Consider the following 13,929-nt stretch of genomic DNA (forward strand, 5'->3'; position numbering starts at 1 on the left):
TCCTTCAAAACGGCAATGCCCTTGAGCACTGCCGATACACCAGGAACTGTCGTTAGAACTGCCAATCCAGCGTCAGCCCCACACCGTGGTCTTTTTCGTTCGAGCCGACCAGACCGTTGTAATCCAGATTGACCCGCACGTCACGGTTGAGTGCCAGGCCGGCGCGCACGCCGACCACCGCGGCGTCGCGATCCATCGACACGCTCTGCACGGTGAAGGCGCTGTTGCCGTTGGCGAACGCCAGGTGACTGTCGGCGTCGACACTGCTCAGGTTGTGCTGCCAGCCGAGGCTCGCGCCCAGCTCCAGCTGATGCTGATCCGACAAGGCGAAGCTGCGCTTGGCGCGCACGCCGAGGGTCGACAGCACCACGTCGCGGTTATCCTCACCGCCCTTGAGCGCCGCCGCGTCACCCTTTTCGGTTAAGCTGTCGGTGTTGAGGTGGACGTAGGACAGATTGGCGAATGGCTCCAGATTCATCGGTTGCAGGCCGAGGTCGTAGGCAGCTTCGGTGAACAACTGCGCCGTGGTCGCATCGCGCTTGGTTTTCTGCTGGCCGCTGACACCGGCAAATTGCAGATCACGTTTGGCATCAATGCGGTGCCAGCTGTAGGCGCCGCCGACGGTCAGGCGCAGCGCATCGATTTCATGCCCCAGATACGCACCCAAGTGGTAGCTGTCGACCGACGCCGATGAATGCGTGCCGCTGCCCATGCTCAACGAGCTGTCGCTATAACCGGTGACGAAACCCAGGCGCGTATCTTCAGCGATCAAGCCGTCGACACCGGCCAGCAAGCCACCGATGGAACTGGTGGAATCGGCATTCTCGTGGCCGCCATCGCTTTTACCCCACGACCCGAGCACCTTGACCCAGGCATTGCTGCGATCGTCAGTCGGCGCATCCGCGTTGAACAGATCGCGCTCACGCAGACGCTCACCCACAGCTTCGCGCAGGTAGCGGCTGTCGTTGATCAGCAGCGTGCCGATGGCCGGATGAATCTCGCCGGAGAGTTGCTGGAACGCTTGTTGCGCCGACGCCGCGTTTGGCGACGACAGCAGAGTTTCGAACAAGGCATTGCCAGCGCCCAGACGCTCAGCCGCTGCACCCACCGCGCGCTGATTTGGCGTCAGGCCGACACTGGCGAACGAAGCGTCATTGCGTCCCACCGCCAGTTGAATGCCGTCCGCCGAATACGCCAACGTGCCGCCAAGGAAGGCGTAATCCGGCAACACCTGGCCGAAGCGTCCTTCAATGCCGCCGGCCGCTTGCAGGATGTTGTAGCGCGTACCGAGCAGACTTTGCACTTCACTGGTGGACAGCAGGGTCGGGCTGTTTTCCAGCGACATGCTCACGGTGGCGCCTTCAATGACGGCTTTGCCGCCGGCGACGATCTGGTCGCTGCTGGTCGGCGACAACTCGACGGCGTAGGTCGAACCCGGCGCGAAGGTCACATCACCGGCGACATTCAGCGTGCCGATCGAGTTGCCCGGCGCCACCGTACCACCGCTGTTGACCGCCAGCGCGCCGATGCGGCCGTTGCCACCGAGGACGCCGCCGTCGTTCACGGTGACAGCCGATTGCAGAGAACCGTTGATGGCCAGCCGTCCCTGATTGACCAGCGTCGGGCCGCTGTAAGTGTTGTTGCCGGTGAGCACCAGCGTGCCGATGCCTTGCTTGGTCAAACCGCCGTGACCGGAAATATCGTTACGCCAGGTATCGAGGCCGCAGGTAATGTCCGTGCACACGCGCTCGGTCGGCTTGCCCTTATCGATGATTGCGCCGATGCCCGGCAGATCGGCGACAAACTGGCCGGAACCGTAGGCGCCGTCGATGCGGAACTCAGCGGGAATGTCTTGCTCGGTAACGAACATCGATGGGCCATTGATGCCTTTGCGCAGGTTGATCATGCCCCAGCCGTACAAGGCGTCGATACCCGGTGCGCCGAGGTCGGTCGCGGTGGTGCGCAGGACCGTGGCGACCTGATCGCCCGTCATGTACGGAAAGCGCTCCATCAGCACCGCCACCGAACCGGCCACATGCGGCGCGGCCATCGAGGTGCCGTTGTAGTTGGCATAACTGGTGGTGAGGTTGTCGAGGCTGGTGCCTTCGATGATCGAGCTGTAGATTTTCGTGCCCGGCGCGGCCACGCAGAAGCTCGCGGTGTAGCCGCAGCGCGAAGAAAACGTACTCATGATGTACGGGTTGCTGCTGGCCAGATCCGGGTTCTTTTGCAGGGCGGCGACGGTGATCCAGTTCGGCGCGATGTCCGGGACGAAATAGCCGAGGCCCGCGATCGCATCGGGGTTGTTGAGGTTGTAGTCGTTGCCTGCGGCAAAAATGGTGACGATGCCGCTGCGCGCCGCGGCGATGGCGCCGTCATAGGCGCCGCCGGGTTTGGTCCCGAGTAGAGTGCGGATCTCGTTGAACTGCAACTGCGCGTCGTTGACGGTGAAATGCGGAAACGCCGGATCGCGGCCACCCAGATCGAAGCGGTCGGTGATGCCAATGCCCCAGCTGTTGTTGATGATCCGCGCGCCGCTGGCGATCAGCGCATCCCAACCGGCCTTGTACACCGCGCCGTCGTTGCCGCGCACGATGCCGTCTTCCGGGCCGGGGTCGCCGTTGTCGGCGCTGATGATCTGCGCGCCGAAGGCCACGCCGTGCATGACGCCACCGTCGCGGCTGCCGGCGGCGATACCGCCGACATGGGTGCCGTGAGCGCCGAGTTTGCCGTTGGAACCGACCGTAGGCGCGCCGTCATAAAGGAACGCGTCCCCGGCTTTGACCGGGATGTACGGGTCGGTGTATTCGCGGATCCCGCGGGTGACCAGGGTGACGACTTTGTTGCTGCCGGAGAACTCCGGGTGCGCGGCGTACACCGGCTGGTCGAAGATCCCCAGTTTTACGCCTTTGCCGGTGTAGCCGGCGGCGTAGGCGTAGTCGGCACCGATCGCGCCCAGGCCCCAATCGGCCTGGAATTCGCCACTGCGCCAGCTCGACGGATCGCCCGTGCGGCCGTTCTCCACGTAAGGCGCAGCGTGGGCGGTGCCGAGAGCGCAGAGCACGGCGAGCGTCAGGGTTTTCAGGGCAAAGCGGCCACCCGTTTGCGCGGGGGTATTGTTGTTGTTCATCCAGCGACCTTCCTTAGTGTTGTTGCGAAAAATCCGTTACGAATTGATCGTTCCCACGCTCCGCGTGGGAACGATCAACGCCTGTGGCGAGGCGTAGCGATTAGAACTGCCAGTTCAGGCTCAGGCCGACGCCGTGCAGTTTTTCGCGACTGGCCAGTTGTCCGTGGTAATCGAGGTTGACCCGCACGTCCTTGCTCAACGCCAGGCTGGCCTGCACGCCGACCAGCGCGGCGTCGCGTACCAGCGCTGAGCTTTCCACCGCGTACGGCGTGCTGCCGCTGGCAAAGCGCAGGTGTTGCTCGGAATCGATGTCGCTGAGGCTGTGCTGCCAGCCGAGGCTACCGCTGACGTCCAGCGCTTGCCTGCTCGAGATATCGAAGGTCTTGCGCGCCCGCACACCGAGGGTGCTGAGCACTGCATCGCGCTGATCGCCGGAGCTTTTCAACGCTGCCGCATCGCCCTTCTCGGTGAAGCCGTCAGTGTCCAGATGCACGTACGTCAGATTGGCGAAAGGCTCCAGCGCCAGTGGTTGCAGGTCGACTCGATAAGCCGCCTCGCCGAATACCTGTGTGGTCGCCGCGTCGACCTTGGCTTTCTGCTTACCGCTGACTTCGCCGTAGTGCAGATCACGCTGCACATCGGCGCGATGCCAGCTGTAGGCCGCGCCACTGCTCAAGCGCCAGGCGCCGATTTCGTGCCCGGCGTAGGCACCGAGGTGATAGCTGTCGACCTTGGCCGACGAGTGCGTGCCCGACCCCATGCTCAGCGAACTGTCGCTGTAACCGGTGACCAGACCGATGCGAGTCTGCTCGTCCAGTGCGCCGTCGACACCGGCCAACAGGCCACCAATCGAGGTGTTGTAGCCGGCCGTGTCGTGGCTCGAATCGGTCGAGCCCCACGCGCCGAGGGCTTTGATCCAGCCGTTGCTTTGCCCGGCGCTGCTGTCGCGCAGGCGCTCGCCCACCGTGTCGCGAATCTGGCGGGTGTCATTGACCAGCATCGTGCCGAGCGCCGGGTAGATTTCGCCGCTCAACTGCTGGAACGCTTGTTGCGCAGTTGGCGCGTCTGGCGCACGCAGCAGGCTTTCAAACACCGCGTTACCGGCACCCAGCCCTTCGACGGCCGCGGCCACCGAGCGTTGGTTCGGCGTCTGGCCGACGCTGGCAAACGCCGTCGCGTTGCGCTCGATGTTCAGTTGAATGCCATTGGCCGCGTAATCGAGGCTGCCGCCGATGAACAGGTAATTGGGCAGTACTGCGCCGAACTGGCCCTGAATGCCGCCGGCTGCTTGCAGAATATTGTACTGGCGGCCGAGCAGGCTTTGCGCTTGGGCAGTGCTGAGCAGCGTCGGGCTGTTTTCCAACGAAAGGCTGACGGTGGCGCCACTGACAGTCGCGGTGCCGCCGGCGACGATGCGATCACTGCGGGTCGGCGACAGCTCCACGGCATAAGTCGAGCCTGCGCCCAGTGTCACATCACCGGCGACGTTCAAGGTGCCAATGGAGTTGCCCGGCGCGACTCGCCCGCCGTTCTTCACCGACAGCGCAGCGATGCGTCCGGAGCCGCCGAGGGTGCCGCTGTCGTTGACCGTGACCGCTGAAGTCAGCGAGCCATTGACCGTCAGCAGTCCGCCGTTGACCGTGGTCGGCCCGCGATAAGTGTTGTCGCCACTGAGCAGCAGATGCCCGGCGCCGGATTTGATCAGGCTGCCCTCGTATACGCGCCCCGCTGCCGCCGCATCGCGCGCCGTGCCGACTGCGTAATCGGTCTGATCCTGCTGACTGGCCCCGAGCGGAACGCCGTTCTGCCAGCCCTTGTCTTGCAGGGTCTGCTGCCAGGCGCTGTGTTCGGCGAGGTCTTCGCGCTGGCGCTGGAGCAGCGCCTTGTCGGAAATGTCATTGCTCCAGACATCGCTCTGCCCTGCCTCAAGATTGGCGTCAAACTCGCCGAGCAACTGCCCCGGCCCGTGCATCGCCCGGTTCAGATTGGCCACCCCCCAACCGACCCGTCCGCTTGGCGCATCGGTGACCGAACCATCCAGTTGCGTCGCGGTGGTCAACAGCACTTGCAGCGCCTGCTGATTGTTCATGTACGGATAGCGTTCCATCACCAGCGCCAGCGCGGCAGTGGCGTGCGGCGCAGCCATCGAGGTGCCGGACTTGATTGCATAACCACCGCCAGGAATGGTGCTGTCGATCTTCGCGCCGGGGGTGGTGATGCACCAGTATTTGGCGATGCCGCACTGGTTGTACTTTTGCTGATTGCCTTGATCCAACCCCGACACCGCCAGCCAGTGGCCTTCCAGATCCGGCTGAAAGTACGGCAACGCAGAGCGCACGCTGGCGTTCGGGTAGCCGCTGTTGCCGGCGCTGAACACGTTGATCACACCCCGGCGAGACACGTCCGCCGCCGCATCGAGCCAGGTGCCTTTGTTCCAGTGCTGGGCATAAGCGGCGTGCAGGTCCGCCAGCGTGCGATAGCTGACATCTGGCGGCTGACTGCCCCAACTGTTGTTGATCGCGCGCACGCCGGCATCGGCCAACGCGTCATATACCGCTTTGAAATAGCGCGGGTCGGGGTTCGGGCCGAACAGGAAACTGTCGTTCTTGTTGGTGTTGCCGACGTAGATCTGCGCGTTGAACGCCACGCCGTGCATGCCGCTGCCATCACGCGCGGCGCCCATGGTGCCGACCACGTGAGTGCCGTGGGAATCGTTGTTGGGGTTGAGCGTGCCGTCGACGTTGAACGCTGAGCCGTCGAGGTAAGTGCCGCTGGCCAGCACCGGGTGGTAGCGGTCGCGGCTGAACTCGGGGTGGGCGGCATCGAAACCGGAATCGAGGGCGCCGATTTTCACGCCTTGACCGGTGATGCCCGCCGCGTAGGCGTATTCGGCCTGCATGCGACTCAGGCCCCAATCGCGGACGAATTCGGCGCTGCGCCAACTGGCTGGATCGCCGGGCTTGCCGGCTTCAAGGTAGGCGGCGTGGGCCGCTGTTGTCGAGATTGCAAACAGCAGGGTGCCGACCGAAATCGGCTTGGTGCGTACGTCCATGTTCTGTTCTCGCTTTTATTGTTTTTGTGCAGGGCTTTTGTATGGTGTCGCCTGCTTCCCCTCACCCCAGCCCTCTCCCCCAGGAGAGGGAGCCGATCTTCGTTGAGTTTCGAACCGAGTCCAACTCAGCTTCTGTAGTGAATTCACTATCGAACCGTCAGGTCGGCGGATTTCTTCAGCATCCCCCAATCAGTCCCCTCTCCCTCTGGGAGAGGGTTAGGGCGAGGGCTGCCCAGCGACCACAAATGCCTCGTCCACCCGCGCCAGATCCTGCTCGTTCAAGGTCCCGGCGTAAAAATGCAATTTGGTCCAGGCCATCAAGTAGTCATACCGCGCCTGCGCCAGATCGCGGCGGGTGGTGAACAGTTGTTGCTCGGCGTTCAGCGCATCGAGGTTGGTCCGTTCGCCGCCGAGAATGCTTTGTTTGGTCGAGACCACCAGTGCTTCCGCCGAACTCAGGGCTTTCTGATAGGCGCGCAATTTACTCACCCCGGACAGGCAAGCGCTGAACTGGCGGCGCAGTTCGATCAGCGTCTCGCGGGTCTTGCCGTCGAGTTCGTATTCGGCCTGTTCCATCGTGCGGCTGGCCTGGCGGGTCGAGGCGGATACGCCGCCGCCGGCATACAGCGGCACGCTGACTTCAAAACCAATGGTGTTGGTTTCGTAACGCTGGTTGTAGGTGTTGCCGCTTTCCGATTCGTTCTGGCGCATCGAGGCGTAGGCGCTGACTTTCGGCAGGTGCCCGGCGCGGTTGCGCTCCACTTCGTAACGCGCGACTTCCACGGCCTGGCGTTGCGACGCGAGGTTGGGGTTGTTGCTCACGGCTAATTCGTGCCAGGTGTCGTAGTTGGCCGGTTGCAGAGCGAAGGTCTGGAAGTTCTGGTTGAGCGGCGCCAGATCACCGATGTCCACCGCTGGTGTGCCGACCAGTGCGCCCAGTTCACGCAGCGCGGCGTCCTGCTCGTTGCGCGCCTCGATTTCCTCGGCCGTCGCCAGTTCGTAGCGCGACTCGGCTTCGAGGATGTCGGTGCGGGTGCCCTCGCCCTGCTTGAACATGTGTTCGTTCTGCTGGAACTGCTGCTCGTAGGCCTTCTTCTTCGCCAGCGCGATGTCGATCTGGTCCTGGGCAAACAGCGCCTTGGTGTAGTTGTCGAGTACACGCACCAGCAATTCCTGGCTCTTGCCACGGAACGCTTCATCGGCAAACAACGACTGCGCCACACCTTTGCGATACGCCGCATACGCCTCGTAATCGAGCAGCGGTTGTTGCAGGGTCAGTGCCGAGCCGTAACTGCTGTAGTTGCGCTCGTCGGTGTTATTGCGCGCGCGTTCATCCAGAGACGTGGCTTTCGAGGAGTTACGGCCCTTGTTGTAGGTGTAACCGATGCGCGGCAACAGCCCGGCGCGGCCGATGGCGCGGTTTTCCAGGCCCGCATCGCGCTCCTTGATCGCGCCGAGGAACACCGGGTCATTGCGCAACGCCTGTTCGTAGATCTCGAACGGGCCCATGGCCGCTACTGCCGATTGGCTCGCGAGCAGCGTCAGCGCCGCCAGCATGGAAAACTTGGTCATACAGCCGAACATCCTTATTCCTCGGTCAACGCGGAACCGGCCCGATCGAGCAGCGGTTTGAACAGGTAATTGAGGAGTGAGCGTTCACCGGTGCGCACGAACATTTCTGCTGGCATGCCGGGTTTGATCACCAGGCCGTTGAGCTTTTCCATGGCCTGATCGCTGACGCTGCTGCGCAGCACGTAGTACGGCACGCCGGTTTTTTCGTCGACCATCTGGTCGGCGGAAATCAGGCTGACTTCGCCCGGTACGCGCGGGGTTTTGCTCTGGTTGAACGCGGTAAACAGAATGTCCACCGGCAAATGCGTACCGACCTTGTCGATCAGGCTGATCGGCAAGTGGCCTTCGACTTCCAGCGAGGTGCCCTGCGGCACAATCTCCAGCAAGGTTTCGCCCTGGCGCACCACGGCGCCTTCGGTGTGCACGCCAAGGTTGACCGCGACGCCGTCGGCGGTGGCGACAATCTCGCTGTGTTGCAGGTCGAAACCGGCCGAGGTCAGTTGCTCCGACAGGGTCACGCTTTTCAGTTGCGCGTCGGCCAGTTGCGTACGCACTTCCTTCTGGTATTCCTCGCTGTGCTGTTGCAGCTTCAGGCGTGTTTCGAGGATGCCCTGCTCGACCCGGCCGCTCTCGCCGGTGTTCTCAGCCAGTTGCTGCTGCACTTGCGACAGTTGCCGCTGATATTCCATCAAGCGGTTGCGTGGGATGTAACCGTTGTCGGCCAGTGGCTGCAGGTTGCTCAATTGCTGTTGCAGCGAAGCGGCCTGAGCGTTCAGGTCGGTGCGGGCGCGACGCATGCCAGCCAGTTGCGCGGTCGCGCCTTCGATGCTCGCACGCAGCCCGGCCTGCTCGCGGTAGAACGCCTCGCGGCGGCTGCTGAACAGTTGCCGCTGGCCTTCCAGCACCAACGCCAGGCGCGGGTCCGGGTCGCTGCTCAGTTCTGCCGGAAAAGTCACTTGCTTGAGGTTGTCACGTTCGGCCTGCCAGCGTGCGAGGCTGGCCCAGGCCATGCGGTATTGCGCTTGCAGCGACTGCACGTCGGCGGCGACCTGGGTCTGGTCGAGACGGAACAGCGGCTGGCCTTGTTTCACGATTTCGCCTTCGCGCACCAGAATCCGGCTGACCACGCCGCTGCTCATCGACTGCACGGCTTTGCGTTTGCCCGAGACCACAATGGTGCCCTGCACCGGAATGCCTTGATCGAGCGGCGCCAGTGCGGCCCAGGTAAAGAAACTGCCGGCGCCGACAATCGCCAGAATCCAGCCCATGCGCGCGAAGAATTTCGCGTCACGCTCCGGGCGTTCGCTCAGGTAGGCATGTTCCATGTTCGCTTCGTTTTCTGTGTTCATGCTTGCGCTGCTCATACACCCGAATTCCTCGTCGAGGGCTGATACTGTCGGCTCATGCTGAGCCCGCCCGGTGCCTGCGCGGCTTTTTCGCGTTGTTGTTCAGGGTTGCCGGAAAGTGCCTTGAGCACGTCCTGGCTCGGGCCGAAGGCTTGCAGACGACCCTCGTTGAGCACCAGCAACTTGTCAGCCTGGGCCAATACCGAAGAACGATGCGTCACCAGCACCACCGTGGTGCCCTGCGCCTTGAGCGCGGCAATCGCGCTGGCCAGCGCCGCTTCGCCGACGGTGTCGAGGTTGGAATTGGGTTCATCGAGCACCACCAGCGTCGGCGTGCCGTACATTGCACGGGCCAGGGCAACGCGCTGTTTCTGGCCGCCGGACAAGCCACTGCCGTCCTCGCCCAGTTGCGTGTCGTAGCCTTGCGGCAACCGCAGGATCATCTCGTGGACGCCGGCCTGCTGTGCGGCCGCCACCACTTGCTGCGGGTCGGCTTGGCTGAAACGCGCGATGTTCTCGGCGATGCTGCCGCTGAACAGTTCGATGTCCTGCGGCAGATAGCCGATGTACGGGCCGAGTTGGTCGCGATTCCAGCGATGAATATCCGCGCCGTCCAGGCGCACGGTGCCGCCCAGCGTCGGCCAGACGCCGACCAGTACCCGCGCCAGGGTCGATTTACCCGAGCCGGAAGCGCCGAGCACACCGAGCACTTCGCCCGCGGCGAGATTGAAATTGACCATGTGCAAGGTCGCGGCACGCTGCCCCGGCGGGCCGGCGCTGACCTGTTCGAAGGTGATCTGGCCTTTCGGCGCTGGCAACGCCATGGCGTCATCACTGGGCGGGAACGCTTGCAGCAGCGCGTCGAGACGGCGGTAAGCCAGCTTCGCCCCGCTCCACTGTTTCCACACCGCGATCAACTGGTCGATCGGGCTGAGCACGCGGCCCATCAGAATGGAACCTGCGATCATCATGCCGGCGGTCATGTCGCCCTTGATCACCAGCAATGCGCCGAGGCCCAGCACCAGTGATTGCAGGCACAGGCGCAAGGTTTTGCTCAGCGAACTGATCACTGCGCCAGTGTCACTGGCCTGGTTCTGCAAACCGAGGAAGCGCGAGTGCACCTGGAACCAGCGCTTGCGCAGCGAACCGAGCATGCCCATTGCCTGAATGGTTTCGGCGTTATGCAAATGGCTGGTGGCCAACTGGCTGGACTTCTGCGAAAAACCAGCGGCTTCGCCCAGCGGCTTTTTGGTCATGTACTCGTTCAGGCATGCCAGCGCGATGAGCAACAGCGCGCCGGCCGTGGCGAGCACGCCGAGCCAGACGTTGAACAGGTAAATCACGAACAGATAGACCGGGAACCACGGCGCATCGAAAAACGCGAACAGCGCCGGGCCGGTGACGAATTGGCGAATATGGGTCAAGTCGCCCAGCGATTGCCCGGCATTGCCCTCGCCCTTGAACAGGTTGCGTTCGAACGCGGCTTGATACACCCGCAGGTTGAAACGGCGTTCCAGCTGACTGCCGATACGGATGACGATAAAGCTGCGCACCACTTCCAGCAGGCCGATAAAGGCGAAGAAACCCACCACCATCAGCGTCAGCATCGCCAGGGTCGTTTCGTTCTGCGACGACAGCACGCGGTCATAGACCTGCAGCATGTAGATGGAAGGCACCAGCATCAGCACATTAATCAGCGCCGTAAAGCAACCGACACTGATCAGAATGCTTTTATAGTCAGCCAAAGCCTTGAACAAGGGACCGGTGGCTGGGGCCTTCGCCATCTTCATTGATTATTCCTGAAAACTATCTCTCGCCATTCATTGGCGAAATTCGAGTTGATAATCCGCCCACGGCGGAACTTGCCTTTTGCCTGACGCTTACACTTTCATAACAACTAGCGCCTTGAACTACGGTGCAGTTGCCAGTTGAAGGTGACTTATAACGCCGATGCAGCACTTTATATTCAAACTTCGTCTCAGACTTGATCGTTGCCGGTCAACGCGCTGTGCGCTCAAGGGTAATGATCAGGCCCGACTTCAAAGTACTCAGATAAAGCCCATCACGTTGTCGGCTGAAGAACTGGATTCTTGAGCCTTCGTTGCCCGTGATCGACAGGCCGTCAGGATCGGCAAACCAGCCGATTGGCGGTTGTTCCAACCACGCGCCGAGACAGTCGGCGCCTTCACCCAACGTCTGATTCGCGCGCAATTCGACACCACAGGTGTTCGAAGGCTTGTCCTGTTGCTTTTGCGCCTGGCGATCATCGCTTGTCGCAGACAATGTCGCTTGCCAGTGCCCGGCAAATACCGCCGGATCTTCCAGTCTGAGGCTGCTTGCCATGCTCGTTTCTCCTGAAACCATGATGAACGCCGCCGTTAGCCACGCCCCTGCCTTGTAGGTAAAAGCTTTACCGATCATGGGAATAATCGCTCCGGGGTGTAGCCTTGCTTACCGTCCAGCACGATGCAAGCGGAGAAAGCGACGCATGACGCGCCGCTTTGTCCTTTTACATCACGCCACGATGTCGCTGGTGGCTGCCTGGCCAACGGTGCTGACGATGAAATCAGCCACGCCGTGCCCGGAGAAGTCCACCGACAACAGGCTGTTGCCACCCGACGAGGTCAGTACCGCATCGCCGGCCGCACCCGTGAAGGTGTTGACGAAGTGCAGGCCTGCGCCGTTGGTGATGCCGGTCAGGTCGATCTTGTCCAGACCGCTGACGAAATCGAGGATCTGATCGATCGCCCCCGGCTTGGAATCGGAGCTGGCCGCAAACACAAACGTGTCCGAACCTGAACCGCCCCACAGCTTGTCGGCACCGCCCGCGCCGAAGAGGATGTCGTTACCGGCACCGCCCTTCAGCTCGTTGGCCACGCTGTTGCCGATCAACAGATCACTGCCGGCACCGCCAATGGCGTTTTCGATAATCGCACCTTTGGCAATCGACACGTTGCCGACCATGCCACCGACATCGGAGAACGAGGCGTCATTGAGGTTGATTTTCTGGTTCTGGGTGAAACCGGAGAAATCCAGGGTGTCCCTGCCGCCCGCGTCCCAGACCGAGAACACCACTTTGTCGCTGGGCGACGAAGCACTGAGGAAATCCCGCCCGGTGTTGGAGTTGAAACCGTAAGTGCTGTCACCGGTACGGGTGTTCATGTTGGCGCCGTAGAGCTTCTGGATGGCAGCGATATCGTCCATCAGCGGCCCGGAGGCATACGCTTCCACCCCGCCCTTGCTGAAGTTCTGGTTGGTGTTGCTTTCACTCCAGTAGCTCATGATGCTGTAACCGCGGGTGTCTTGCCCGTAGGTCGCATCGTTGTAGGTCGGGTTGCCATTGCCGGCATTGTAGTCACCGGGGTGCGCAAGACCGAGGGTATGACCGATCTCGTGGGTCAGGGTCTGACGGCCATAGTTGTTCAGATCCGGGTTCTTGTTCTGCGTGTAACCGCTGTTGATCAAGTACCACGAAGTGCCGTCATAACCGGCACCGGTCCCCGGCAAATAGGCGAACGCCGCAGCGCCATCCTGACCACCGCTGTAATTGCCAAACGTCATGTGCCCGTCCCCGCCCGAGGCTTTCTCGGTGAAGGTAACGTTGGCGACATCGGCCCAGGACTGCATGGCCAGCTTGGCCTGAGCCTGCTGTTGCGCACTGAACTGGCTGAACCCGCTGATCCCGTGCTTGTTCATCGTGCTGAACGACGCCGAGGTCAGGAACGTATAGGTCAGCTCGATCTTGCCGCTCCCGTCCTTGTCCTGATAGGCAGCGCCATCGCGCAGCAACTGGGTCGCCGCCTGATCGACGGTGTACGAGGGTTTGCCATTGACCGTGAGATTACCGCCACGGTCATATTGATGGCTGAAGCTATTGATCTGGTTATACGCCGAACTGGCAGCGGCCAGCGACTGCGGCGCCGCAGACAGCAACAAAGCCTGCTCGGCGGAATCAATAGCATTGGTTTTGACTTTCGACATAAACACACTTCCTTGTTAAGCAATGGAACAGTTTTTGTCCGATAGCGACGATCCCGGCGAGATCGTCCTATCACTCGCCCAATGAAGGCGTAAGAAACCTGACACAATTCGAAATGTTGCGTAAAGGATTTTTTTAGTTCGAAAAAGAGTGTTCCGGGTAAATGGCCGAAAACATGGCACAAGACGGTTGAAGATTGTTTGAAGTTGCGCAGGGAATGGGAAATTGTCTGACGATTTTCTATTTAAATATTAAATATCGGTAAGTTGTATTTTGTTAGGTGCGTCGCACTTTACTGGTGCGGCGATATTGGATTGATATCAGATGCTATATGGAGTGCATACTCTTCAAAGCGGCGTCACCCGCAAAAGCCCCTCACCCTAGCCCTCTCCCGGAGGGAGAGGGAACTGATCCAGTTGTTTGGACCAAGCGCGCCAACATGCGATATCGAGTCGAATGCAGATATTGAAACCAACCAAAATCGGCTCCCTCTCCCCCGGGAGAGGGCTGGGGTGAGGGGCAGCCACACCACAAAACACAAGCCAAACGCCACGCTTCTAACCACTCCTTACAATGAGCGCCAGCTCGAGTGCCCTTGATCTTGCCTAACCGGCCCCATCGGAAGGCTGAGTGGAGGGATCGATCCGGGCGTGGGAGCGCAGCGACCGTCTGGCGCAGCCAGAGACAGCGGAAGGAGGTGCAGCGAAGCAAACCGTAGCCGCTGCGCCCGGATCGGTCCCGGAGCGAAGGGACCCGAGCCTGCGAGGGCCGAACGCAGGGGCCCAGCGTTTTGGTTACTTTTGGGCGTCTGCAAAAGTGACCCGCTGTAAGAGCGGAACCGCCAGCCGCA

General features: G+C 61.7%; 7 protein-coding genes. All 7 read right to left on the reverse strand.

The window, feature by feature from the left end:
• Positions 1-52: 52 nt before the first annotated feature.
• On the reverse strand, positions 53-3,130 hold the full coding sequence (locus ACYYKW_RS21440) for an autotransporter domain-containing protein (RefSeq protein WP_464991087.1): 3,078 nt from the start codon (positions 3,128-3,130) through the stop codon (positions 53-55).
• A 100-nt stretch (positions 3,131-3,230) separates the two neighbouring features.
• Complete coding sequence (gene eprS / locus ACYYKW_RS21445) at positions 3,231-6,182, reverse strand: autotransporter serine peptidase EprS (RefSeq protein WP_464991088.1); 2,952 nt, start codon at positions 6,180-6,182, stop codon at positions 3,231-3,233.
• A gap of 216 nt (positions 6,183-6,398) precedes the next feature.
• Entirely contained in the window at positions 6,399-7,766 is a 1,368-nt protein-coding gene (locus ACYYKW_RS21450) for a TolC family outer membrane protein (RefSeq protein WP_093101592.1), read from the reverse strand.
• 2 nt (positions 7,767-7,768) lie between these two features.
• Positions 7,769-9,118: an HlyD family type I secretion periplasmic adaptor subunit gene (locus tag ACYYKW_RS21455; RefSeq protein ID WP_464991089.1), complete on the reverse strand. Its 1,350-nt coding sequence runs from the start codon at positions 9,116-9,118 to the stop codon at positions 7,769-7,771.
• Positions 9,115-10,890, reverse strand: a complete 1,776-nt coding sequence (locus tag ACYYKW_RS21460; RefSeq protein ID WP_464991090.1) for a type I secretion system permease/ATPase — start codon at positions 10,888-10,890, stop codon at positions 9,115-9,117. The genes ACYYKW_RS21455 and ACYYKW_RS21460 overlap by 4 nt, the downstream gene beginning before the upstream one ends.
• 208 nt (positions 10,891-11,098) lie before the next feature.
• Positions 11,099-11,521, reverse strand: coding sequence for an AprI/Inh family metalloprotease inhibitor (locus ACYYKW_RS21465; RefSeq protein WP_464991091.1), 423 nt, complete (start codon positions 11,519-11,521; stop codon positions 11,099-11,101).
• A 93-nt stretch (positions 11,522-11,614) separates the two neighbouring features.
• On the reverse strand, positions 11,615-13,081 hold the full coding sequence (locus ACYYKW_RS21470; RefSeq protein ID WP_464991092.1) for a serralysin family metalloprotease: 1,467 nt from the start codon (positions 13,079-13,081) through the stop codon (positions 11,615-11,617).
• Between the last annotated feature and the right edge of the window lie 848 nt (positions 13,082-13,929).

The sequence above is a fragment of the Pseudomonas sp. 15C genome (assembly GCF_055484735.1).

Excerpts from the sequence above, each read along its gene's own strand:
- ACYYKW_RS21440 (WP_464991087.1), bottom strand. The coding sequence starts at position 3,130 with ATGAACAACAACAATACCCCCGCGCAAACGGGTGGCCGCTTTGCCCTG.
- eprS (WP_464991088.1), bottom strand. The coding sequence starts at position 6,182 with ATGGACGTACGCACCAAGCCGATTTCGGTCGGCACCCTGCTGTTTGCA.
- ACYYKW_RS21450 (WP_093101592.1), bottom strand. The coding sequence starts at position 7,766 with ATGTTCGGCTGTATGACCAAGTTTTCCATGCTGGCGGCGCTGACGCTG.
- ACYYKW_RS21455 (WP_464991089.1), bottom strand. The coding sequence starts at position 9,118 with ATGAGCAGCGCAAGCATGAACACAGAAAACGAAGCGAACATGGAACAT.
- ACYYKW_RS21460 (WP_464991090.1), bottom strand. The coding sequence starts at position 10,890 with ATGAAGATGGCGAAGGCCCCAGCCACCGGTCCCTTGTTCAAGGCTTTG.
- ACYYKW_RS21465 (WP_464991091.1), bottom strand. The coding sequence starts at position 11,521 with ATGATCGGTAAAGCTTTTACCTACAAGGCAGGGGCGTGGCTAACGGCG.
- ACYYKW_RS21470 (WP_464991092.1), bottom strand. The coding sequence starts at position 13,081 with ATGTCGAAAGTCAAAACCAATGCTATTGATTCCGCCGAGCAGGCTTTG.